This window comes from Streptomyces sp. RLA012, from assembly GCF_056270325.1.
On record NZ_JBWDPA010000002.1, the window covers coordinates 9,338,828 to 9,360,647 of the forward strand.

The 21,820-nt window shown below is 70.4% G+C and carries 22 protein-coding genes; 16 read left to right on the top strand and 6 right to left on the bottom strand.

Annotation, left to right across the window (positions count from 1 at the left end):
* The first annotated feature begins 89 nt into the window (after positions 1 to 89).
* The 9 genes from RV986_RS42520 (at position 90) to RV986_RS42560 (ending at position 7,539) form a co-directional block, all read left to right on the top strand.
* Complete coding sequence (locus tag RV986_RS42520) at positions 90 to 725, top strand: riboflavin synthase (RefSeq protein WP_475922490.1); 636 nt, start codon at positions 90 to 92, stop codon at positions 723 to 725.
* Complete coding sequence (locus tag RV986_RS42525; RefSeq protein ID WP_475922491.1) at positions 722 to 1,363, top strand: nicotinamide mononucleotide transporter family protein; 642 nt, start codon at positions 722 to 724, stop codon at positions 1,361 to 1,363. Before RV986_RS42520 ends, RV986_RS42525 begins: the two co-directional genes overlap by 4 nt.
* Positions 1,360 to 2,658: a bifunctional 3,4-dihydroxy-2-butanone-4-phosphate synthase/GTP cyclohydrolase II gene (locus RV986_RS42530; protein WP_475922492.1), complete on the top strand. Its 1,299-nt coding sequence runs from the start codon at positions 1,360 to 1,362 to the stop codon at positions 2,656 to 2,658. The genes RV986_RS42525 and RV986_RS42530 overlap by 4 nt, the downstream gene beginning before the upstream one ends.
* A gap of 26 nt (positions 2,659 to 2,684) precedes the next feature.
* The gene (ribH, locus tag RV986_RS42535) at positions 2,685 to 3,170 is read left to right on the top strand and encodes a 6,7-dimethyl-8-ribityllumazine synthase (RefSeq protein ID WP_095855828.1); all 486 of its coding nucleotides are present in this window, start codon (positions 2,685 to 2,687) and stop codon (positions 3,168 to 3,170) included.
* 34 nt (positions 3,171 to 3,204) lie between these two features.
* Positions 3,205 to 3,477 (top strand): phosphoribosyl-ATP diphosphatase, encoded by a 273-nt coding sequence (locus RV986_RS42540; RefSeq protein ID WP_086764978.1) that lies wholly within the window; start codon positions 3,205 to 3,207, stop codon positions 3,475 to 3,477.
* 105 nt (positions 3,478 to 3,582) lie between these two features.
* A complete protein-coding gene (hisG, locus tag RV986_RS42545) occupies positions 3,583 to 4,440 on the top strand; it encodes an ATP phosphoribosyltransferase (protein ID WP_475922493.1) in 858 nt (285 codons plus the stop codon).
* 17 nt (positions 4,441 to 4,457) lie between these two features.
* The gene (locus tag RV986_RS42550) at positions 4,458 to 4,913 is read left to right on the top strand and encodes a PH domain-containing protein (RefSeq protein WP_475922494.1); all 456 of its coding nucleotides are present in this window, start codon (positions 4,458 to 4,460) and stop codon (positions 4,911 to 4,913) included.
* A 203-nt stretch (positions 4,914 to 5,116) separates the two neighbouring features.
* On the top strand, positions 5,117 to 6,451 hold the full coding sequence (locus RV986_RS42555) for a hemolysin family protein (RefSeq protein ID WP_475922495.1): 1,335 nt from the start codon (positions 5,117 to 5,119) through the stop codon (positions 6,449 to 6,451).
* Positions 6,448 to 7,539 (top strand): hemolysin family protein, encoded by a 1,092-nt coding sequence (locus tag RV986_RS42560; protein WP_475922496.1) that lies wholly within the window; start codon positions 6,448 to 6,450, stop codon positions 7,537 to 7,539. Before RV986_RS42555 ends, RV986_RS42560 begins: the two co-directional genes overlap by 4 nt.
* 226 nt (positions 7,540 to 7,765) lie before the next feature.
* Here RV986_RS42560 and RV986_RS42565 read toward each other — a convergent pair whose 3' ends face one another.
* Both RV986_RS42565 and RV986_RS42570 read right to left on the bottom strand, forming a co-directional pair.
* Entirely contained in the window at positions 7,766 to 9,631 is a 1,866-nt protein-coding gene (locus tag RV986_RS42565) for an AAA family ATPase (protein ID WP_475922497.1), read from the bottom strand.
* A 435-nt stretch (positions 9,632 to 10,066) separates the two neighbouring features.
* Positions 10,067 to 10,687 carry a uridine kinase family protein gene (locus RV986_RS42570; protein ID WP_475922498.1) on the bottom strand — a complete coding sequence of 207 codons (621 nt, stop codon included), beginning with the start codon at positions 10,685 to 10,687 and terminating at the stop codon, positions 10,067 to 10,069.
* A 224-nt stretch (positions 10,688 to 10,911) separates the two neighbouring features.
* On the opposite strand from RV986_RS42570, the gene RV986_RS42575 reads away from it, so the two are divergent.
* Positions 10,912 to 12,288 carry a peptidase C39 family protein gene (locus RV986_RS42575; protein WP_475922499.1) on the top strand — a complete coding sequence of 459 codons (1,377 nt, stop codon included), beginning with the start codon at positions 10,912 to 10,914 and terminating at the stop codon, positions 12,286 to 12,288.
* Between the two features lie 47 nt (positions 12,289 to 12,335).
* On the opposite strand, the gene RV986_RS42580 is transcribed toward RV986_RS42575, so the two are convergent.
* The gene (locus tag RV986_RS42580; protein ID WP_475922500.1) at positions 12,336 to 13,868 is read right to left on the bottom strand and encodes a M1 family metallopeptidase; all 1,533 of its coding nucleotides are present in this window, start codon (positions 13,866 to 13,868) and stop codon (positions 12,336 to 12,338) included.
* A gap of 247 nt (positions 13,869 to 14,115) precedes the next feature.
* Between RV986_RS42580 and RV986_RS42585 the strand changes: the two genes are divergently transcribed.
* The gene (locus tag RV986_RS42585) at positions 14,116 to 14,262 is read left to right on the top strand and encodes an SCO1431 family membrane protein (RefSeq protein WP_475922501.1); all 147 of its coding nucleotides are present in this window, start codon (positions 14,116 to 14,118) and stop codon (positions 14,260 to 14,262) included.
* Between the two features lie 147 nt (positions 14,263 to 14,409).
* Positions 14,410 to 15,069 (top strand): TetR/AcrR family transcriptional regulator, encoded by a 660-nt coding sequence (locus RV986_RS42590; RefSeq protein ID WP_475922502.1) that lies wholly within the window; start codon positions 14,410 to 14,412, stop codon positions 15,067 to 15,069.
* Between the two features lie 49 nt (positions 15,070 to 15,118).
* Here the strand turns inward: RV986_RS42590 and RV986_RS42595 are convergent, their stop codons facing one another.
* Positions 15,119 to 16,393, bottom strand: coding sequence for a glycoside hydrolase family 18 protein (locus tag RV986_RS42595; protein ID WP_475922503.1), 1,275 nt, complete (start codon positions 16,391 to 16,393; stop codon positions 15,119 to 15,121).
* Between the two features lie 327 nt (positions 16,394 to 16,720).
* Here RV986_RS42595 and RV986_RS42600 point away from each other — a divergent pair, with 327 nt between their 5' ends.
* The gene (locus tag RV986_RS42600; protein ID WP_475922504.1) at positions 16,721 to 17,917 is read left to right on the top strand and encodes an acyl-CoA dehydrogenase family protein; all 1,197 of its coding nucleotides are present in this window, start codon (positions 16,721 to 16,723) and stop codon (positions 17,915 to 17,917) included.
* Here the strand turns inward: RV986_RS42600 and RV986_RS42605 are convergent.
* Entirely contained in the window at positions 17,880 to 18,143 is a 264-nt protein-coding gene (locus RV986_RS42605; protein WP_475922505.1) for a hypothetical protein, read from the bottom strand. The genes RV986_RS42600 and RV986_RS42605 overlap by 38 nt on opposite strands.
* Positions 18,144 to 18,341: 198 nt before the next feature.
* Between RV986_RS42605 and RV986_RS42610 the strand changes: the two genes are divergently transcribed.
* Both RV986_RS42610 and RV986_RS42615 read left to right on the top strand, forming a co-directional pair.
* The gene (locus RV986_RS42610; RefSeq protein ID WP_475922506.1) at positions 18,342 to 19,469 is read left to right on the top strand and encodes an Rv3169 family protein; all 1,128 of its coding nucleotides are present in this window, start codon (positions 18,342 to 18,344) and stop codon (positions 19,467 to 19,469) included.
* A 13-nt stretch (positions 19,470 to 19,482) separates the two neighbouring features.
* On the top strand, positions 19,483 to 20,595 hold the full coding sequence (locus RV986_RS42615) for a phosphotransferase family protein (RefSeq protein WP_475922507.1): 1,113 nt from the start codon (positions 19,483 to 19,485) through the stop codon (positions 20,593 to 20,595).
* 13 nt (positions 20,596 to 20,608) lie between these two features.
* Here RV986_RS42615 and RV986_RS42620 read toward each other — a convergent pair whose 3' ends face one another.
* Entirely contained in the window at positions 20,609 to 21,046 is a 438-nt protein-coding gene (locus RV986_RS42620; protein ID WP_475922508.1) for a hypothetical protein, read from the bottom strand.
* Positions 21,047 to 21,336: 290 nt separating this feature from the next.
* Between RV986_RS42620 and RV986_RS42625 the strand changes: the two genes are divergently transcribed.
* Positions 21,337 to 21,777 (top strand): Lrp/AsnC family transcriptional regulator, encoded by a 441-nt coding sequence (locus tag RV986_RS42625; protein ID WP_475922509.1) that lies wholly within the window; start codon positions 21,337 to 21,339, stop codon positions 21,775 to 21,777.
* Positions 21,778 to 21,820: the final 43 nt, after the last annotated feature.

Here is a 21,820-nt window from a genome sequence, read left to right on the forward strand (position 1 = left end):
GCTGTCGCTCCCGGTGTCGCAGTCCGCTCATTCTGTCGTCATCGACAGGCCCCGGAGTCCGTGCCCCATGAGGCAGGAGGACCCGGGAAGTGTTCACCGGAATCGTCGAAGAGCTGGGTGAGGTCACCGCCGTCGAGATGCTCGACGACGCCTCACGTTTCCGTCTGCGCGGCCCCGTCGTCACGCAGGGCGCACAGCACGGTGACTCCATCGCCGTGAACGGTGTCTGTCTCACGGTCGTCGAACACGAGGGCGACGAATTCACCGCCGATGTCATGGCCGAGACCCTGGACCGCTCCAGCCTCGGTGCCCTGTCCGTCGGCTCCCGCGTCAACCTGGAACGCCCGATGGCCGTGGGCGAGCGCCTCGGCGGGCACATCGTCCAGGGCCATGTCGACGGCACGGGCACGGTCATCGAGCGCAAGCCGTCCGAGAACTGGGAGATCGTCAAGATCTCGCTCCCCGCGGACCTCTCCCGCTATGTGGTCGAGAAGGGTTCCATCACCGTCGACGGCATCAGCCTGACGGTGGTCGACGCGGGCCCCGACTTCTTCACCGTCAGCCTCATCCCCACCACCCTCGACCTGACCACGCTCGGCCGCAAGCAGCCCGGCGACCCGGTCAACCTAGAGGTCGACGTCATCGCCAAGTACGTCGAGCGGCTGCTCGGCTCCCGTGGCGAGCAGCCGGTCGCGCTGCCCGACACCCGGGGGAGCGCGCAGTGAACTGGCTGAACTCCGAGGCGTTCACGCTCTTCGGACAGCACATCATGTGGTCGGACATGATCGGCAACACGATCGGTCTGATCGCCCTCGCGCTGGGCTGGCTGCGCTCCCTATGGAGCTGGCCCGTGCAGCTCCTGTCCGGCGTCATCCTCTTCAGCGCCTTCGTGGGCCACCTCACCGGCAGCGCCGGCAAGCAGGTCGTGGTCATCGTCGTCGCCCTGTGGGGCTGGTGGCAGTGGAACCGCGGCAGGGCGGAGGGCGGCGACGGCTCCGTCACCGTACGGTTCGCCACCTGGCGCGAGCGTGCGTACATGGTGGGCGCCGCGGCCGTCGGGACCCTCGCGGTCGGCGCTCTGTTCCACGCGTACCCGACCCTGTCCTGGGACCCCTGGCCGGACGCGTACATCTTCGTCGGAACGATCGTCGCCATGTACGCGCAGGCCCGCGGCATGGTCGAGTTCTGGTTCGCCTGGCTGCTGGTCGACGCGGTGGGCGTCCCCCTCAACTTCGCCAACGGCTACGCCTTCTCCGGTTTTGTCTACGTCGTCTACGGCGCGCTCGTCCTGTCGGGCATGCGCGACTGGTGGCTGCGCTCCCGCAAGGCCGGGCAGCCCGTCCTGGAAGGAGTCCCCGCATGACCATGGCACCCGTCTGGTACAGCACCGGACACGATCAAGACGCTTCGGACTTCGCGCTCGACCCGGTCGAGAGGGCCATCTCCGACATCGCGGCGGGCCGTCCGATCGTGGTCGTCGACGACGAGGACCGGGAGAACGAGGGCGACCTCGTCATCGCCGCCGAGAAGGCGACCCCCGAGATCATCGCCTTCATGATGAGCGAGTGCCGCGGGCTGATCTGCGCGCCCATGGAGGGCGACGAACTCGACCGCCTCCGGCTCCCGCAGATGGTCGAGGACAACACCGAGTCGATGAAGACCGCGTTCACCGTGTCGGTGGACGCCTCCGCCGCGCACGGTGTGAGCACCGGCATCTCGGCGGCCGACCGGGCCACCACGCTGCGGCTGCTGGCCGGCGGCGAGGCGGGGGCGGGCGACTTCGTGCGCCCCGGCCACGTCTTCCCGCTGCGCGCCAGGCCCGGCGGCGTCCTCGTCCGCAACGGCCACACCGAGGCCGCCGTCGACCTCGCCCGGCTCGCGGGGCTGCGCCCGGCCGGCGCGATCGTCGAGATCGCCGGGGAGGACGGACGCATGCTCCGCCTGCCCGAGCTCATCCCCTTCGCCCGCAAGCACGGCCTGACGATCATCTCCATCGAGGACCTGATCGCCTACCGCCGTACCACCGAACCCACCGTCCGCCGCGAGGCCAAGACCCAACTGCCCACCGCCTTCGGCGAGTTCACGGCGTACGGCTACCGCTCGACCGTCGACGGCGTCGAGCACGTCGCGCTGGTGCACGGCGAGATCGGCGACGGCGAGGACGTCCTCGTCCGCGTCCACTCCGAATGCCTGACCGGCGACATCTTCCACTCGCTGCGCTGCGACTGCGGCCCCCAGCTCCAGACCTCCATGGAGCGCATCCAGACCGAGGGCCGGGGCATCGTGGTCTATCTGCGCGGTCACGAGGGACGCGGCATCGGCCTGCTGTCCAAGCTGCGCGCGTACGAGCTCCAGGAGCGCGGCCGCGACACCCTCGACGCCAACCTGGAACTCGGCCTGCCCGCCGACGCCCGGGACTACGGCGCGAGCGCGCAGATCCTGGAGGACCTCGGCGTCCACAGCCTGCGCCTGATGACCAACAACCCCGACAAGACCGACGCGCTCGTCCGGCACGGCCTTGAGGTCACCCGGCGCGAGCCGATGCCCGTCCAGGCGGGCGAGCACAACCTCCGCTACCTGCGCACCAAGCGGGACCGGATGGGACACGACCTGCCCTGGCTGGACACGGCCACCGTGTCCGCCTGCGGTAACCAGTAACAAGCAAGAAAGCACTGAGGAGAGACGTGAGCGGCAAGGGTGCACCTGAACTGTCCGTACGCAACTGCGGCGACCTGCGCGTCGCGGTGATCGCGGCACAGTGGCACGAAAAGGTGATGGACGGCCTCGTCGACGGCGCGCTGCGCGCCCTGCACGAGCTGGGGATCGACGAGCCGACCCTGCTCAGGGTCCCGGGCAGCTTCGAGCTCCCGGTCGTCGCCAAGGTCCTCGCGGGACGCGGCTACGACGCGATCGTCGCGCTCGGCGTCGTCATCCGCGGCGGCACCCCGCACTTCGAGTACGTGTGCCAGGGCGTCACCCAGGGACTCACCCAGGTCTCCATCGACACCGGTGTCCCCATCGGCTTCGGCGTACTGACCTGCGACACCGAGGAGCAGGCCCTCGACCGCGCGGGCATCGAGGGCTCGAACGAGGACAAGGGACACGAGGCGGTGACCGCCGCCGTGGCGACCGCGGCCACACTGCGCTCAGTATCCGAACCCTGGCACTGAGGCAGGGGCGGTAGCGCGTAGGGTGGGCGGCATCATGTCCAAGAAGACGTTCGAGGAGCTCTTCACCGAGCTCCAGCAGAAGGCCGCCACGGGCGACCCCACCACTTCGCGCACCGCCGAACTGGTCGGCAAGGGCGTCCATGCCATCGGCAAGAAGGTCGTCGAAGAGGCCGCCGAGGTCTGGATGGCGGCCGAGTACGAGGGCAAGGACGCCGCCGCCGAGGAGATCTCGCAGCTCCTCTACCACGTCCAGGTGATGATGGTGGCGCGCGGGATCTCCCTCGACGACGTGTACGCCCACCTCTGAGCCGTAGCCCCACCGTCCCGCACGTACGAGCGAACAGCACGCACGAACCCGTACGTACGAGCCCGTACGCACGAACCGTACGCACGAACAAAGGAAGCCGACCTCATGCTGCGCATCGCCGTCCCCAACAAGGGTTCCCTGTCAGGACCTGCGGCGGAGATGCTGCATGAGGCCGGCTACCGGCAGCGCCGGGAGTCCAAGGAACTGCGGATCGTCGACCCGGGCAACGAGGTCGAGTTCTTCTACCTCCGCCCCCGCGACATCGCGATCTACGTCTCCTCCGGCCGTCTCGACATCGGCATCACCGGCCGCGACCTGCTCATCGACTCCGGGGCCAAGGCGGAGGAGATCCTCCCGCTCGGCTTCGCCCGCTCCACCTTCCGCTTCGCCACCAAGCCCGGCACCGCCAAGGGCGTCGAGGACCTCGGCGGCCTGACCGTCGCCACCTCGTACGAGGGCATCGTCGCGGGGCACCTCGCGGAGAACGGCATCGACGCCTCCGTCGTCCACCTCGACGGCGCCGTCGAGACCGCCATCGAACTCGGTGTCGCCGAGGTCATTGCGGACGTCGTCGAGACCGGCACCTCGCTGCGCAACGCGGGCCTGGAGGTCTTCGGCGAGCCGATCATGAAGTCCGAGGCCGTCGTCATCCGCCGGGTCGACGCCGACGCCTCCGAGGACGCGGAGCCCAAGGTGCAGCAGTTCCTGCGCCGACTCCAGGGCGTCCTGGTCGCCCGGACGTACGTGATGATGGACTACGACTGCCGCGCCGAGCACCTGGAGCAGGCCGTCGCCCTCACGCCCGGCCTGGAGTCGCCGACCATCTCGCCGCTGCACAACGAGGGCTGGGTCGCCGTCCGCGCCATGGTGCCCGCCAAGGAGGCCCAGCGGATCATGGACGACCTGTACGCGCTCGGCGCGCGGGCCATCCTGACCACGGCCATCCACGCCTGCCGCCTCTGAGGACCTCCACCGACGCCATGCCCGACCTTCCCACGCTCCCCGTCACCTTCCGGCCCTCCCGCACCCGGGCCGTGCTGCTCACCGCGGGCGTCGCGATCTTCGCGGTCATCACGACCGTCGCGACGCTCCTCGAACAGCTCAGCCCGGGGGAGCGGCTCAGCTTCGTCTTCACCGGCGCGCTGCTCTTCGGCGTGCTCCTGATGCTCTCCCGGCCCAAGGTCGTCGCCGACGAGACCGGGGTCACTGTCGTCAATATCACCAGCAGGCGGCACCTGGACTGGGCGGAGATCGTCCAGGTCAACCTGCGCCCCGGTGACCCCTGGGTGTTCCTCGACCTCAGCGACGGCACCAGCCTGCCCGCGCTCGGCATCCAGCCGGGCATCGCCAAGCAGCGCGCGATCGAGGACGCCCGCGCCCTGCGCTCGCTCGCCGAGGCCCGCTCCGTCGGCGATCCCGAGCAACATCACGGCTGACTCCAGGCCTTCCACCCTGCCGTCCGGGCCCATGTCTTGATTAATCTGTTGGCGGAGGCGTTTTCGTTGCGCCTCCGCCGCTGATGTGCCACCCGGTGACTCAGAGGCCCCCTGCTACCCGAGGAGTGACTCCCTCCAGCGATGGACGGATCGTCCTGTAGTACCTGCGCCGCCCCCTCCCGACATATCGAGGCGGCGGCATCATGACCATCCCCCTGCTGCTCCTTGGGGCGGCGTTTCTGCTGATTCTGGCCAACGGTTTCTTCGTGGCGGCCGAATTCGGCCTCGTCACGGTCGAGCGGCCCGACGCCGAGAAGGCCGCGGCCGAAGGCGACCGACGGGCCGGTACGGTCGTCGAATCGCTCAAGGAACTGTCCTTCCAGCTCTCCGGCACCCAGCTCGGCATCACCATCACCTCGCTGGTCGTCGGCATGCTTGCCGAACCCGCGCTCGCCGAACTGCTGCACGGACCCTTCACCGCCCTCGGAGTGCCCGAGGGCGCCGTCTCCGGCGTCGCGGTGGTCGTCGGCATGCTGCTCGCCGCGGCCGTGCAGATGGTGATCGGCGAACTCGTGCCCAAGAACTGGGCGGTCTCCAAGCCGCTGCAGGTCGCCCGCTTCGTCGCGGGTCCCCAGCACGTCTTCTCCCGTCTGTTCCGGCCGGTGATCGCCGCGCTCAACACGGTCGCCAACCGGCTGGTACGGGCCCTGGGCGTCGAGCCCGCCGAGGAGCTGGCCTCCGCCCGCACCCCCGGCGAACTCGTCTCCCTGGCCCGGCACTCGGCCCAGGCCGGCGCGCTGGAGCAGGACACCGCGGACCTCTTCGTACGGACCATCTCGCTCGCCGACCTGACCGCGCAGCACGTCATGACACCGCGGGTACGGGTCAGCGCCCTCCAGTCCTCCGCCACGGCCGAGGACGTCGTCAACCTCACCCGCGCCACCGGCCTCTCCCGCTTCCCCGTCTACCGGGATCGGATCGACGAGATCGTCGGCATGGCGCACCTCAAGGACGCCCTCGCGATCCCCGCGCGCGACCGGCTGCGCACGCCCGTCGGCCGGATCGCCCAGGCCCCGCTGCTCGTCCCGGAGACCCTGCCCGTGCGGCCCCTCCTGGAGCAGCTGCGCAACGAGCAGCCCATCGCCGTGGTCGTCGACGAGTACGGCGGCACGGCGGGCGTGGTCACCCTGGAGGACATCGTCGAGGAACTCGTCGGCGAGGTGCGCGACGAGCACGACGGGCAGGACCTGCCCGAACTCGCCGTCGTGCCGTCCGAGGACGGCCGGCCCGCCTGGGACGCCGACGGCAGCTGCCGGGTCGACGTCCTGCAGCGCATAGGCCTCGACGTGCCCGAGGGCCCGTACGAGACCGTGGCGGGCCTCGTCGCCGATCTCCTCGGCCGTATCCCGGCCCCCGGGGACAAGGCGGAGCTCCCGGGCTGGCGGCTGTCCGTGCGCCAGGTCGGGCACTACCGGGCCGAGCGGGTCCGGCTGATCAGGACCGCCGACGCGACTCCCGCGCCGGAGGCCGTCCGATGAGCGTGCTCCAACTCCTTTTCGCCGTGTTGCTGGTGCTCGCCAACGGCTTCTTCGTCGGTGCCGAGTTCGCGCTCGTCTCCGTGCGGCGCAGCCAGATCGAACCGCTGGAGTCCGCGCGGGCCCGACAGGTCCTGTACGGACTGGAGCGGCTGCCGCAGATGATGGCGGCGGCGCAGTTCGGGATCACCATCTGCTCGTTGACGCTCGGTGCGGTGGCCGAGCCGACGGTGGCGCACCTGCTGGAGCCCGTCTTCGAGGCGGTCCACCTCCCCGAAGGGGTGATCCACCCCCTCGGATACGTCATCGCGCTCGGCCTCGTCGTCTTCTTCCACCTCGTCATCGGCGAGATGGTGCCGAAGAATCTGGCGATGGCCGCGCCCGAGCGGACGGCGCTGTGGCTGAGCCCGGGCCTGGTCGCGTTCGCGCGGCTGTGCCGCCCGGTCACGGTCGCCCTGGGCGCCTGCGCCCGCCTCATCCTGAAGCTCTTCCGGGTCGAACCCAAGGACGAGGTCGAGGCGGTCTTCACCAGCGAGCAGCTCAACCGCCTGGTCGAGGACTCGGGACAGGCGGGCCTGCTGGACCCGGAGGAGCAGGAGCGCCTCGAAGACGCCCTGGAGCTGGGCTCCCGCCCGGTCACGGACGTCCTCCTGGACCACGGCTCCCTGGTCACCGTCGGCCCCTCGGTCACCCCCGGGCAGGTCGTCGCGCTCACCGCCCGTACCGGGTACTCCCGGTTCCCGGTGGTCGCCGAGAACGGTGCCTTCATGGGCTATCTGCACGTGAAGGACGTACTCGATCTGGAGGAGTCCGAACGGGCGGTTCCGCAGCACCTCTGGCGGCACATGACCACCCTGCGCTCCGAGCTCCCGCTGGACGACGCCCTGACGGTGATGCGTCGTGCCGCGACGCACCTCGCCCAGGTCGCGGACGCGTCCGGCAGGGTTCTGGGCCTGGTCGCGCTGGAGGACGTCCTGGAGCTCCTGGTCGGTGAGGTGCGTGACCCGGCCCACCGGGGCGTTGCCGCCGTGGCCGCGCCGCTCACGGACCCCAGGGCCAGCCAGACCCCGGAGGAGGCCCTGGCGACCTAGCCTCCGCCGTCCCTACCCGTCCCTGGGGGCTCCGCCCCCAGACCCCCGTTCGGCCTGAACGGCCTCGTCCTCAATCGCCGGACGGGCTGGGTGGTGCGGACCGGGGTGGGTGGGGAGTAGGGGGTGGGTGGGGAGTGGGGGGTGGGGGCGCCGGGAACTGCGCGACCAGCCCCCACCCACCCGCAGCCGACAGACGACCCCGGGGGGTCTGGGGGCGGAGAAGTCGTTACGTCGCCGAAGGGTCCTGCGGCCCCCGCCCCGACAACACCTCCCCGTACGCCTGCATGAGATCCGGCAACCGCAGCGTCGACAAGTCGTCCCGATTCGGCGTATTCGGATACCCGGAGAGCCGCAGATCCCGATACGCGCAGCTCTTCTCGTACAGCGTACGCAGAAACCGTCCGTTTCCGAGTTCGTCGATCCACCCCTGGTCGACCACATGACCGGCGATGGAGCGCAGCTCGTCCAGCGCCTCCTCGTCCCAGATGTCACCGTTCTCGGCGGCGAGCACCTCGCCGATGGAGGTGAGTTCGAGGGGACGGTAGGAGGGGAAGTCGACGCGGGTGGTGAAGCGGGAGGAGAGCCCGGGGTTCGCGGCCAGCAGGCGGTCCATGCCCTCCGGATAGCCGGCGAGGATGACGACCAGGTGGTCGCGGTTGTCCTCGGCCCGCTTCAGCAGCACCTGGAGCGCCTCGTCGCCGTAGGCGTCGCCCTTGCCGTACCCCGAGTTGGACAACGCGTACGCCTCGTCCACGAAGAGGACTCCACCGATCGCCGAATCGATCAGTTCGTTGGCCTTCACCGCGGTCTGGCCCAGGTATTCGCCGACCAGATCCGCCCGCTGCGCCTCCACCAGATGGTCCCCGCCGAGCAGCCCCAGCGCGTAGAAGACCCGGCCGAGAATGCGGGCCACGGTCGTCTTCCCGGTGCCCGAGGGCCCGGAGAAGACGAAGTGCCGCTTCGGGGGCTGGACCGGCAGACCCTGCCCGGCCCGCAGCCGCGCCATGTTCAACTGTGCCGACAACGCCTTGACCTGGCGCTTCACGGGCTCCAGCCCGACCATGCGCTCCAGTTCGGTCAGTGCCTCTTCGAGTAAGGCCGGGTCGGTGGGCCCGGCGGGCAGCGGCTGCACCGGCACCACGGCCTTCTCGCGCACCACGTCGGTCTCCGGCGGCAGCGCGCCCGGCGGCAGTGGATCGGGCTCCGAGAGTTTGAGATCACGGCCCTCGGTTCCGAACAGGGGATCGATGCCGTCGGGGCCGTCCATCACGTCCTGCCCGACCCCGGCCAGGGTGATCGCCGCGAGGTCCGCGGCGGCATCGTCGTAGCCGTCGCCCTCGGAGATCGCGGCCAGTCGGGCCGAGGTGTCCATGAACGCGGGGTCCACCCGGTGCACCGCCCGGTACAGCGGCAGTGCGGCGGCCGACCGCCCGGTGCCCTCGTGCGCCCGCGCCAGCCAGTACCGCAGCTCCTTGCGCTGCGGCTGCTCGCTGCGGCAGCGCATCAGGGCGGAGGAGAGGAGGGGCTCCGCCTGGCCGAACATCTCCAGGCGGACCCGGGCCATGCCGCCGAAGAGGCCCGCCTCTATGCCCAGCATGGGATCGTCGATCAGCGGATCCGTATGGCGGACCAACTGCTCCCAGTCCTTGACCAGATAGGCCCGGCAGGCGTGCAGGAACCGCACCTGGTGATCGGCGTCGACCGGCGGCAGTCCCGCGAGCGCCCGGTCCAGCTCCGGCACATGACGGCCGTCCAGCCAGTGCGAGGCGTGCGCGAGCAGCAGATCGCGCGGGCTCTCCAGCACCGGCTGCACCCACCAGCCCAGCCAGTACCAGGAGTTGAGCGTGCGGCGGTGCCGCGAGCGCTGTTCCCCGAAGCGGTCCCGGTGCCGGAACATCCGCAGCAGCGCTGTTGTCGTGTCCACCCGTAGCGCGTGCAGTCCGAGCCAGCCGTCCGCCATGCCCGGGTCCATACGGACCGCGGTGCGGAATTCCTCCTCCGCCTGTGGATAGGCGCCCATCGTGTAGGCGTCCACACCTCGCATCCAGGCGAGGTCGGCCGGGGCCTCGGGGCCCCGCGTGCCGAAGTCCATCACGTCCCCCACAAACCGTGCCCCCGATGGTTCTCCGAACGGGCCGGTGCCCGTCGGCAGCCTTGGTCGAACCGCTGTGCCGCGGACGGGAGTTGCCTCGGTGCGCTGAGCAGCCGTCCGAAGGTCGCACCGAGAGGCATCGTACCTGCGGTTCATGGGCGGGCCGAAGGGTGCCGCACACACCGTTCCACGAGGTGGGAGCGGATGGGGCGCACTTCACCCGGTGACCGAGGGTGAGCGGATCGCGGCACGCGGCGCCCGAAAAGAAAGGGTGTGGGCAGAACGAAGCCCCCGATCACGGGGGAACAACCGGGGGCTTCGCGTCTGAGAGCGGCTTCGAAAGACCGCACATTCAGAACGTAAGTCCTGTACGGCCCCCCGGTCAAGCCGAGTTGAGGCACTGAGGGAACTTCTCCCGCAAGGGTCTTCACAAGTTCAGCACACTGCGGATGGTCCGTCACGGTGCGTGATGAGCTGGTCTGGTCCAGGGGTCCCAGCGGGCCCCGAAAACACCTCGTACCCCTCGGAACACTGCCGCACCAGAAGATCGGCGAAGGGTCTTGAGGGATCCTCGACGAAATGCCGACGCTCCGCGGCGACCCACCCGGCCCAGAACGCGCTCTGTGCCGCGCCGTCCCGCCGTTGCCCGCGCGTCCAGGCCTCGTCGCGCGGCAACTCCATCCACAGCAGTCGCGCGAGATACGGGCGCAGCGCCCGGCGGCCCGCACCGACGCCCTCCAGCAGGATCACCGGAGCGGGTGACAGTTCGCGCACCGGACCGAAGGCGCGGGCCGTCCAGTCGTACGGGGCATAGCGCGCCGTTTCGCCCCGGCTCAGCGGTTCCACCACCTGGCGCAGCAGTCGTCCGGTCCAGGAGAAGAGTTCCTCGTGCGTCGCGATGTCGTCGAGGTGCAGTACGGGCGCGTCGCCCAGGGCCGCGGCCAGCCGTCCGGCGAAGGTGGTCTTCCCGGAGCCCGCGTGCCCGTCGACGCCGATGAGGCGGACGGGTCCGCAGGAGGGCGGCAGCCCGCGCAGGCGCGGGGCGAGATCGTGCATGACGGTTCCCGGGGTGCGGTGGGGTGCGGGCGCACGGACCCATGTACGGGATCACTGTAGTGGCGGTCGGCGGGCCCCCGCCGGAGCCACGGCGCCGCAGGTCATGCCAGTGGTCCCGACCAATATTTGTGGGCGTGGCACAGGCCGGGGTGCTGGCAGAAGTCGCCTCCGGCCGTCCATAGTTGGGAACCGCCGCTTCCGGACGAACTGGGGGTCCCCCACCCATGACCAGAGCTTCAGAGCCGTCCCGCAGAACCGTCCTGGCCGCCGCGGTCGCCGCCGCGGCCACCGGTGGCGCGGTGACCGCGGCCGTGGGCCCCGCGGCGGCAGCCCCGGCCAGGACGGCGCAGGCGTCCTCGGCGGCGACGCCGGTCCTCGTGGACAACCGGGCCTGGACCTCGTACTCCGACTGGCGGACCGGCACCGCCAAGGGCACGCGAGCCGTCGCGGGCCTCCGTCCCGGTCTGGTGATCGCCGCCCCGGCCGGCAGCGCCGACTACACCGATCCGCACACCGGGAAGACCGCCACCTGGGAGTACGCGACCTGGACCTCCCCGGTCCGCCGGCTCGCCGTGCCCGCCACCGAGGCCATCGCCTCCTGGAACGCGGACACCCCGGCGGGCACCTGGATCCAGGTGGAGCTGAAGGGCACGTACTCCGACGGCACGGACACCCCCTGGTACGTGATGGGCCGCTGGGCGGCCGGCGACGCGGACATCAAGCGGACCTCCGTCGACGACCAGAAGGACGGCAGGAGCAGTATCTGGACCGACACCTTCGCCATCGACGACGCGGCCTCGGGTCTGCGCCTGGTCTCGTACCGACTGCGGCTGACCCTGTACCGCACCCCGGGCGCGAAGATCACGCCCACCGTGTGGCGGCTCGGCGCGATGGGCTCCGACGTCCCCGACCGCTTCACGGTCCCGGCCTCCACGCCCGGCCTCGCCCAGGAGCTGACGGTCCCGCGCTACTCGCAGGAGATCCACGCGGGCCAGTACCCCGAGTACGACAACGGCGGCGAGGCCTGGTGCAGCCCCACCTCCTCGCAGATGATCATCGAGCACTGGGGCCGCGGGCCCACGGCCGGGCAACTGGCCTGGGTCAACCCGGACTTCGCCGACCCGCAGGTCTGCCACGCGGCCCGTTTCACCTACGACCACCAGTACGGCGGCTGCGGCAACTGGCCCTTCAACGCGGCGTACGCGGCCACGTACAAGGACCTCCAGGGGGTGGTCACCCGCCTCGGTTCGCTCACCGACCTGGAGACGCTGATCGCCGCCGGCATCCCGGCCATGACCTCCCAGTCGTTCCTGAAGTCCGAGCTGACCGGGGCGGGTTACGGGACCTCGGGCCACCTCATGACCGTCATCGGGTTCACCGCGGACGGCGATGTGATCGCCAATGACCCCGCCGCGCCGAGCGACGAGGCCGTGCGCCGGGTCTACAAGCGGCGCGAGTGGGAGAACATCTGGCTCCGTACCAAGAGGTACAACGCCTCCGGGAACGTCGCCTCCGGTACGGGCGGGGTCTGCTACCTGTACTTCCCGGCGCATCCGTCGGAGCGGCAGAGCAAGGCGCTCGCGGCGGTGGGCATCCGGTGAGCGGGGGGCGGCCCCTCGTGCGGTGATCAGGGGCCGCCCCCGCGCGTTCAGCCCTGGACCGGGTTGACCACCCAGTCCGGGTGATGGGGCATCGGCGGGGTCTTCGCGCCGTACAGCCACGGGTGCAGGAAGCCGTCGAGGTCCTGGCCCGCGACCTCGGACGCCAGATCGACGTAGTCCTGCGTACTGGCGATCTTCCCGCGGTACCGGGTGAGCCAGGCCCGCTCGATCCTCCCGAACGTCTCCTGGCCGACCTTCTCGCGCAGCGCGTACAGGACCAGCGCCGAGCCGTCGTAGCGCATCCGCTTGAAGAGGTTCGGTTCGGTCGGTTCGGCCGGGGCGCCGTAGTCGTGGCGCCACTGGTCGTGGTTGGCGTACGCCGTCTTCATCGTGGCCTCGAAGCTGTCGCCGCCGTGCGCCTCCGAGTACAGCCGCTCGTAGAAGCGCGCGTGGCCCTCGCTGAGCCACAGATCGGACCAGGTCCTGATGCCGACGCTGTCGCCGGTCCACTGGTGGGTGAGCTCGTGCACCAGGTTCCGCTCGGCGCCGACCTGGTCGCCGAGCAGGTCGGCCTTCGGGATGAGGGAGAGTGTCTGCGTCTCCAGGGCCACACCCAGGTCGGTGTCGCCGACGAGGAGGCCGTACCGGTTGAAGGGGTAGGGGCCGAGCCGCTCCTCCAGCCACGCGATGTGCTCGGAGGTGAGCTTGCGGTACTGCTCGGTGGAGGCGACCAGGCCGTCCGGGACCACATCGCGGATCGGCAGCCCGTGCGGTCCGGTGCTGTCGACGAAGGTGAACCTGCCGATCGCCAGCTGGGCCAGCTGGGTCGCGAGCGGCTGCTCGGAGTCGTACGTCCACTTCACGCGCCCGTCGGCCTGCTCGGTGCGGCCGGTGAGCTCGCCGCCCGCGACGGCCGTGAGGCCCGGCGGGGTGGTGATGCGGAAGGTGATCGGGGCGCGCTGACTCGGGTGGTCGTTCGACGGGAAGATCATCTTGGCGCCGTTGGGCTGCGGGTACAGCACCGTACCGTCCGGCGTGGGGATCCAGCCGTAGTCCTCGATGGCGTCGTCGCGGTGCCTTGTCTGCGTCGGGTCGGCGGTGTAGGTGACCTTGACCGTGAAGGACTTGCCCTTGGCGAGCGGCTTCGCCGGGGTGATCACCAGTTCTCCCCCACTCTCGGCTTCGCCCGAGCGGGAGGTGCCCCCATCGCCGCGTACCGCCTTGGCGGTCGTCCCGTCCACGGTCACCGTGTGCAGGGTGTTGCCCGCGAAGTCCAGGTCGAAGCGGGACAGCGCCTGGGTGGCGGTCGCCTTGACGGTCGTGGCGGCCTCGAAGGGCGTCCTGGGCGCCTGCCAGTCGAAGTCGAGGAGGTAGCGGTTCACCTGGTAGCCGCCGTTGCCGTCGAGCGGGAAGACCGGGTCGCCGAGGCCGGCGGCTCCCGGGGAAGCGGCGGCGGAGGCGGCGGAGGAGGAGGGGGAAGTGGCGGCTTGCGAGACCGGACCCGTGAAGGCGGCTGCCACCGTGATCGCGGCCGCCTGAGTGAGGCGGGCTCTGCGGCGAGGCGTCCGGAACGTGCTCATCGGGGACCTTTCGGTTGGCTGTCCACTGTCGTGTGAGGAGACACACACTCCTGGAGCACCGTTGCGGAAAACCGGGCGATTCGAAGGTGATCGAAGTGTCCGGCGTGTCCGAAGTGTCCCGTCGGGGTGGCCGGCGTGACCAAGGTCTCTACCGCTGAAACCCGTTCCGGTGGCAAGGTGGTGGGGTCGGTGGGGAGCCGATGGGAGGCGGGGGAATCCGACCGCACCTCTACGTCAGCGAGAAGCCATGACCGCGACCCCCGCCACCGACACCCGACTCCGCGCCCGCACCGGTGGCCCCAAGGACGACGGCCCCAAGATCCTCGAACATGTCGCGGGCTGGGCCCTCGTCGTGGTCCTCGCGATGCTCGTGACCCAGCTCGGCCTGCTGTGAACCCGGCGCTCGGCCCGCTGTAGCCGATCTTCCGGAGAACGGCCTTCCGGAAGCCGGACCTGCCAGTCGATCGGAGTCGAACGAGCAGGTGGTATCGGTCTGCCATACTGCCAACGTCCCGCTGGCAGTCGGAGACTAGGGCCGGAATTGAATCATAGTCAACAACGCGCCGTCGACCGCCCCCGGGCGCGCGGCACCGATCGCTCACTGGCGCGCCGCGCCGAACTCATCGCCATCGGACGCAAGTTGTTCGCCGACACGTCGTACGACGCGCTGTCGATGGACGACATCGCACGGCAGGCGCATGTCGCCAAAGGGCTGATCTACTACTACTTCAAGTCCAAGCGCGGCTACTACCTGGCGATCGTCGAGGACTCGGTCGCGGACCTGGTCTCCCGGGCCGCCGGCAGCCTCGAACTGCCCCCGGTCGAGCGGGTGCACCGCACCATCGACAGCTATCTGCGCTACGCCGAGCACAACCAGGCCGCGTACCGCACGATCATCACCGGCGGGGTCGGCTTCGACACCGAGGTGCAGGCCATCCGCGACGGCGTGCGCGAGGTCATCGTCGAGACCATCGCCGAAGGGGCGTACGGCAGGCGCAAGATCGCGCCGCTGCCGCGCATGGCGCTGCTCGGCTGGCTCTGCAGCGTCGAGGGCGCGACCCTCGACTGGATCGGCCGTCCGGCCCTGACGCGCGAGACCATGTGCGAGCTGCTGGTGAAGATGCTGGGCGGCGCGCTGCGCGCGGTCGAGGAGCTCGACTCCTCCTATCGGGCCCCGCAGTCCGCCCGCCGGGACGCCTGAGTCGGGGCGGGGGCAACCGCCTCCTGCCCCGACTCGCCTGCTGCATCGGCTAGTTGATGGCCTTGATCAACTCCCCGTTCGAGGTGTCGCCGCTGAGCTCCCAGAAGAAGGTGCCGCCCAGGCCCTGCTGGTTCTTGTACGTCATCTTTCCCGCGATGGTCGACGGGGTGTCGTAACTCCACCAGTTGGTCCCGCACTTGGCGTACGCGGTGCCACCGACCGTGCCCGTCGCCGGGCACTTCGACTTGAGCACCTTGTAGTCGTCGATGCCCTGCTCGTACGTTCCCGCCGCGGGACCGGTGGCCGTGCCGCCGGGGGCCGCCTGGGTGACGCCGGTCCAGCCGCGCCCGTAGAAGCCGATGCCCAGCAGCAGCTTCGAGGCCGGGATGCCGAGGCCCTTGAGCTTCGCGATCGTGGCGGAGGTGTGGTAGTCCGCCTTCGGGATACCGGTGTACGAGTTCAGCGGCGAGTGCGGAGCCGTGGGGCCGGCCGCGTCCCAGGCACCGAAGAAGTCGTACGTCATCGGGTTGTACCAGTCGACGTACTGCGCCGCGCCCGCGTAGTCCGCCGCGTCGATCTTGCCGCCCGCGGTGGCGTCGGCCGTGATCGCCGCGGTGACCAGGTTGCCGGAGCCGAACTTCGCCCGCAGCGCCGCCAGCACGTTCTTGAAGGCCGCCCGGCCGCTGGTGTCACAGGTGTTGCCGCAGGCGTTCGGGTACTCCCAGTCGATGTCGATGCCGTCGAAGACGTCCGCCCACTTGGAGTTCTCGACCAGGTCGTAGCAGGACTGCGCGAACGCGGCCGGGTTCTTGGCGGCCTCGCCGAAACCGCTCGACCAGGTCCAACCACCGAAGGACCAGAGCACCTTGAGGTTCGGGTGCTTCTTCTTCAGCTTGCGCAGCTGGTTGAAGTTGCCGCGCAGGGGCTGGTCCCAGGTGTCGGCGACGCCGTCCACCGACTGGTCGGCGGTGTAGGCCTTGTCGGTCGCCGCGTAGGCATCGCCCATGGCGCACTTGCCGCCGGTGACATTGCCGAAGGCGTAGTTGATGTGGGTGAGCTTGGCGGCCGAGCCGGACGTCTCGACGTTCTTGACGTGGTAGTTCCGGTCGTAGACGCCCCATTCGGTGAAGTAGCCGACGACCTTGGATCCGGCCGCGGCCCTGGCGGTGCCGGCGGCCTCGGTGGTGCCGGCGGCCTTGGCCGTGCCGGACTCCTCGGCCGTCGCGGTTCCGGCGCCGGCCAGCAGCCCCGCGCCGAGGATGGCACAGCAGGCGGCGGACAGAAGAGCCCGGACGGGTATGCGGGGGCGGTGCGGGACGAGCATCGGTGTCTCCTCGTGGGGGAGAGGGGAACGCGCGCTGTTTGGCATGAACGCGATGACGTGCTGGGGGAACGATAGGAGGACTAGACCAGTGCGTCAATGGTTCGGACCAATCTGATGCGGTGGGGCGGATTCCCTTTCTTCCGGTAAGTGATCGTCACCTGGTGACGCGATGCGTTCGAACGGGCATACTCACAGCGCCACAGTCGCTGATCAGGCCGTTCTCCACCCCGGAGCGGCAGCATCGGCTGGGCCGAGTGAGACCCGGCGGCGCGGCCCCACCCCAGGCGCGCGTCCGCCGATACGCCCGACAGGGAGGAGAGCGTCGCCATGCCCGACCGCGCCCCGCAGCCGGTGGACCGTCAACTGCCCACGGACGAGGCCCGGGATCTGATCTCGCTCGTCCGCGACATCGCGCAGCGCGAGATCGCCCCGAAGGCGGCCGAGGAGGAGGACGCCGGACACTTCCCGCGCGAGATCTTCGGACTGCTCTCGGAATCCGGGCTGCTCGGACTGCCGTACGACTCCGAGTACGGCGGCGGCGACCAGCCGTACGAGGTCCACCTCCAGGTCCTGGAAGAACTCGCCGCGGCCCGCCTCACCGTCGGTCTCGGCGTCAGCGTGCACTCCCTCTCCTGCCATGCCCTCGCGACCTACGGCACCAAGGAGCAGCGGGCCGAGCATCTGCCCGCGATGCTCGGCGGCGGCCTCCTCGGCGCGTACTGCCTCTCCGAGCCGTCCTCCGGCTCGGACGCCGCCTCGCTGCGCACCAAGGCCGTACGGGACGCGGGGGGTGCCTCCGGCCCGGGCGCGGGAGAGTGGGCGATCACCGGTACCAAGGCCTGGATCACACACGGCGGGGTCGCCGACTTCTACACCGTGCTCGCGCGCAGCGGCGGCGAGGGGCCGCGCGGCATCACCGCCTTCCTGGTGCCTGGCGACGCCGAGGGGCTGAGCGCCGCCGTGCCCGAGAAGAAGATGGGCATGAAGGGCTCGCCCACCGCGCAGGTCCACTTCGACGGTGTGCGGGTGTCCGACGCCCGGCGCATCGGCGACGAGGGCCAGGGCTTCGCGATCGCCCTCGCGGCGCTCGACTCCGGGCGGCTCGGCATCGCGGCCTGTGCGATCGGCGTGGCCCAGGCAGCCCTGGACGAGGCCGTCGCGTACGCCACCGGGCGCGAGCAGTTCGGCCGGCCGATCTCCGACTTCCAGGGACTGCGCTTCATGCTCGCGGACATGGCGACGCAGATCGAGGCGGGCCGGGCGCTCTATCTGGCCGCGGCACGGCTGCGCGACGCGGGCCGGCCGTTCTCCAAGCAGGCGGCCATGGCCAAGCTCCTGTGCACCGACACCGCGATGAGGGTCACCACGGACGCCGTCCAGGTGCTCGGCGGATACGGCTACACCGTGGACTTCCCCGTCGAGCGCTATATGCGTGAGGCCAAGGTGCTGCAGATCGTCGAGGGCACCAATCAGATCCAGCGGATGGTCATCGCCCGTCACCTCGCGGGTCCGGAGTCACACTGAACTGCCCGTAGCCGTGCAGCAAGGAGGGCGCCGCCAGCCGGACCCACTCCGGGTCGTGGCGCCCCGGCAGCGTGCGCCCGCGATCGGCCCAGGTGCGGATCAGGGCGCGGTAGATGGGGGGATCCTGGACCGCCGGTGGGGGCGGCGGTGGTGTCTGCCGAACCGATTCTGCCGACGCCGGGACAAAGACCCGGCGCTGCTCGGTCGCTGAATATGTGGGGGTCATACCAGGGCAACGCGTGAACAGGCGGGCAGGTCACCGGCCCCCGAAATCGAGCGTGGGTTCGCGACGGGCCCGAACGGGGGGCGGGCCCGGGCCGCGGTATCTGGCCCAGGGCCGTCATCTGACGTACCGTCATCTGGCGCCGCCGGGGGCCGCACCCCTCCGGGGACGTCAACCGCCGTGCGCCCAGGGAGGCTTGCCGTGCCCGACGACCGTCCCGTTGCCCTCGACGAGTACCCCGTCCACCAGGTGCCCCTGTCCATGAAGCATGTCGCGACCGGGGACCGGAACGCGTACGACCGCTGCATCTTCCATGTCTTCGACCACCAGGGCCGGGCGCTGTTGATCCTGGGGCTCGGCGTCTATCCGAACGTCGGGGTGATCGACGCGTACGCCACTCTGCGGCTCGGCGACCGCCTGCACGCGGTGCGCGCGTCGGACGCGCTCGGGGACGATCGGACGGACCTGTCCGTCGGCCCGCTCCGCATCCTCGTCGAGCGTCCCCTGAAGAAGTTCGTGCTGAGCTGCGCGGCCGATCCCGCCGACCCCGACGGACTGTCGTACGAGATCACCTGGACGGCGCAGTTCCCGGCGCTGTGGGAACCGCACCACCTCCAGCGGCGCGGCGGCCGGCTCACGCTGGAGGGCAAGCGCTTCGTGCAGGCGGGGCACTGCGAGGGCCGGATCCGTGTCGGCGGCGAGGAGATACGCCTGGATCGCGGCCGCTGGACCGGCACCCGCGACCGCAGCTGGGGCGTGCGTCCGATCCCGGGGGAGGAGGGCGGCCGGCTCGCGGACGAGCACCCGACGGAGGGCTTCCACTGGCTGTGGTGCCCGGTCCGCTTCGAGGACCGGTTCCTGATGGTCGCCGTCCAGGAGGACGCCGACGGCCACCGGACGCTGAACGACGCGACGCTCGTACGCAACGGGGAGCGTGACCTCCAGCTCGGCTGGCCGCGGACCGACATCACCTACCGCTCCGGCACTCGGCACCCCACGTCCGCCGTCATCCACCTCACCCGTCCCGCCGATCGCACCCCGATGGAACTGGACGTGGAGGTGCTCACCTCCTCGCCGCTCGCCGTCGGCGCCGGCTATCCGCCCGCCGACGACTGGCAGCACGGCACCTGGCGCGGACCCGGCTGGACCGACCGGCGCCTCTTCGACCTCTCGGACCCGGCCGCGCATCCCCGCGCCGCGTACGGGGTGATCGACCATGCCGCCCGCTGCACGCTGGACGGCCAGGTCGGCCACGGGATCTTCGAGCACGGCTCGTTCGGCCGCCACGACCCGAGCGGCTTCACCGGATTCGACTCGGTCGCGCCCTGAAAGGGGGAGTGAGATGGCCACGGCACCCCGCCCGCGCACGACCACCCGCGACCCGGAGGAACTGACCCGCCGGCTGACCGCCTGGCTCGCCGCACGACTCCCCGGCGCCGAGGCGGTCGAGGTGACCGTCCCCGCGTCCAACGGCATGTCCAGCGAGACCCTGCTCTTCGACATCGGGCACCCCGAACCACCGCTGACCGCCTGCGCGTTGAGGCTGGCGGCGGACCCGGCGGCGTACACCGTCTTCCCCGTCTACGACCTGCCCCGCCAGTACCGCACGATGAAACTGGTCGCCGAGCACACCGATCTCCCCGTACCGCGGGTGCTGTGGCTGGAGGAGGACCCGGGCCCGCTCGGCGCGCCCTTCTTCGTCATGGAACGGGTCGACGGGCGGGTGCCACCGGACGTCATGCCCTATACGTACGAAGGGAATTGGCTGCACGCGGCGAGCGGCCGGGAACGCGAGCACCTGGAGGCCGCGTCGATAGGACTCCTCGCCCGGCTGCACGACCAAGTCCCGCTGCCGGAAGCGGACTTCTTGGCCCTGCGGGGCGAAGGCAGCCCGTTGCGTCAGCACGTGGCGGCCCAACGCGGCTACTACGAATGGGTGATTGACGGATTGTCACGCTCGCCTCTCATCGAAAGCGCCTTCGACCGGCTCGACGGGCTGTGGCCACGTGACGAGGGAGAGACGGTGCTCAACTGGGGCGACGCGCGCATCGGGAACGTCGTCTACGACGGTTTCGAACCCGCGGCCGTCCTCGACTGGGAGATGGCGGCCCTGGCCCCGCGCGAGGTCGACCTCGGCTGGACGATCTATCTGCACCGCTTCTTCCAGGACCTCACCGTCGGCTTCGGTCAGCGCGGGCTGCCCGACTTCCTGCGCCGCGACCGCGTCGAGCGTCGTTACGCCGAACTCACCGGCCACACACCGCGGGACATGGAATTCCACACCCTGTACGCGGCGCTGCGGCACGCGATCGTCATGCTGCGTGTCGCCTACCGCCAGGTGTACTTCGGCGAGATCGCCGTCCCACGGGATCCGGACATACTGATCCTGCACCACGGCAGTCTGCGAGCCATGGTGCAGGGCAGCTACTGGGAGGGACCGGGCGCCGGTCGCTGAGCGCGAGGGCCGGTCAGGCGGCCTGGCGGCGCATCTCGGGGACCCGCATCGGGCGCGAGCCCGGGCCGCCGACGTGCGAGAAAGGCTGCGTCCGCCAGTCCAGCCCCTGAGGGAGCGTCAACAGAAGGGCGGTGTCCTGCTCCTGAGGCTCCGTCGACTCGTCCGCGGGACGGGCTTCGGCCGCGGTACGGCCCGTACCGGCGCAGACCGTGAGCCCGAACGGGTTCCACGGCGAGGCGCACAGCGCGTGCTCGGGCAGGATCTCCTCGTCCGCGAGGAGCGCGATGGGCTGGTCACAGTCCGGGCAGATCACCCGGAACATCTCGAACGTGTCGTAGGCGTCGAGCTCTTCACCGTCGACGGCGTCCGGTTCGACGCCCTCCGGCTCGGGCTCGACAACGAGCTGGGGCCGCTTGGACGCGGTACGACCAGGGCGCTTAAGACTCTGCATGGGATTCTCCCCCTCGGGTGGGCCGACAAGGCACTGCGACCTCGACCACAGCAAGCACTTCCCGTCCCGTCTCTGCGGTAATCACGAGAACATCACGCACCCTGGTGCGGCACTGTGGCATTCGTCACATGCCGACCGCAGATGCCGGGCGCGGTGGATTCGTCCCCCGCTTTGTATCCCGGATTGGGCCCGGGCGCCTCACAGCCCGCTCTCATCCACATCACAAACCGGTTATGACCTGCGCCGCTGAGGTATCCGAGGAGATCAAGGGCCCTGTAGGTTCTTGCGCCATGGAGGAGCTGGACCGACAGATCGTGCAGCTGCTCGTCGCAGACGGGCGGATGAGTTACACCGACTTGGGCAAGGCCACGGGCCTGTCCACGTCCGCCGTGCATCAACGGGTGCGCCGGCTCGAACAGCGTGGCGTCATCCGCGGTTATGCCGCGGTCGTGGACCCGGAGGCCGTCGGGCTGCCCATGACCGCCTTCATCTCGGTGAAGCCGTTCGACCCGAGCGCCCCGGACGACATCGCCGAACGCCTCGCGGGCGTGCCGGAGATCGAGGCCTGCCACAGCGTCGCGGGCGACGAGAACTACATCCTCAAAGTGCGGGTCTCCACCCCGCACGAACTGGAGGAGCTTCTCGCCCGCATGCGCACCCTCGCGGGCGTGTCGACCCGTACGACGGTGGTGCTGTCGACGCCGTACGAGGCGCGGCCGCCCCGCATCTGACCCACCCGGGCGACGGCCGGTCGCCGCCAGGCGCGAGACTGTT

Coding starts and splice junctions, on each gene's coding strand:
- RV986_RS42530 (WP_475922492.1), top strand. CDS start 1,360: ATGACCATGGCACCCGTCTGGTACAGCACCGGACACGATCAAGACGCT.
- RV986_RS42540 (WP_086764978.1), top strand. CDS start 3,205: ATGTCCAAGAAGACGTTCGAGGAGCTCTTCACCGAGCTCCAGCAGAAG.
- hisG (WP_475922493.1), top strand. CDS start 3,583: ATGCTGCGCATCGCCGTCCCCAACAAGGGTTCCCTGTCAGGACCTGCG.
- RV986_RS42550 (WP_475922494.1), top strand. CDS start 4,458: ATGCCCGACCTTCCCACGCTCCCCGTCACCTTCCGGCCCTCCCGCACC.
- RV986_RS42555 (WP_475922495.1), top strand. CDS start 5,117: ATGACCATCCCCCTGCTGCTCCTTGGGGCGGCGTTTCTGCTGATTCTG.
- RV986_RS42560 (WP_475922496.1), top strand. CDS start 6,448: ATGAGCGTGCTCCAACTCCTTTTCGCCGTGTTGCTGGTGCTCGCCAAC.
- RV986_RS42565 (WP_475922497.1), bottom strand. CDS start 9,631: ATGGACTTCGGCACGCGGGGCCCCGAGGCCCCGGCCGACCTCGCCTGG.
- RV986_RS42570 (WP_475922498.1), bottom strand. CDS start 10,687: ATGCACGATCTCGCCCCGCGCCTGCGCGGGCTGCCGCCCTCCTGCGGA.
- RV986_RS42575 (WP_475922499.1), top strand. CDS start 10,912: ATGACCAGAGCTTCAGAGCCGTCCCGCAGAACCGTCCTGGCCGCCGCG.
- RV986_RS42580 (WP_475922500.1), bottom strand. CDS start 13,868: ATGAGCACGTTCCGGACGCCTCGCCGCAGAGCCCGCCTCACTCAGGCG.
- RV986_RS42585 (WP_475922501.1), top strand. CDS start 14,116: ATGACCGCGACCCCCGCCACCGACACCCGACTCCGCGCCCGCACCGGT.
- RV986_RS42595 (WP_475922503.1), bottom strand. CDS start 16,393: ATGCTCGTCCCGCACCGCCCCCGCATACCCGTCCGGGCTCTTCTGTCC.
- RV986_RS42600 (WP_475922504.1), top strand. CDS start 16,721: ATGCCCGACCGCGCCCCGCAGCCGGTGGACCGTCAACTGCCCACGGAC.
- RV986_RS42605 (WP_475922505.1), bottom strand. CDS start 18,143: ATGACCCCCACATATTCAGCGACCGAGCAGCGCCGGGTCTTTGTCCCG.
- RV986_RS42615 (WP_475922507.1), top strand. CDS start 19,483: ATGGCCACGGCACCCCGCCCGCGCACGACCACCCGCGACCCGGAGGAA.
- RV986_RS42620 (WP_475922508.1), bottom strand. CDS start 21,046: ATGCAGAGTCTTAAGCGCCCTGGTCGTACCGCGTCCAAGCGGCCCCAG.
- RV986_RS42625 (WP_475922509.1), top strand. CDS start 21,337: ATGGAGGAGCTGGACCGACAGATCGTGCAGCTGCTCGTCGCAGACGGG.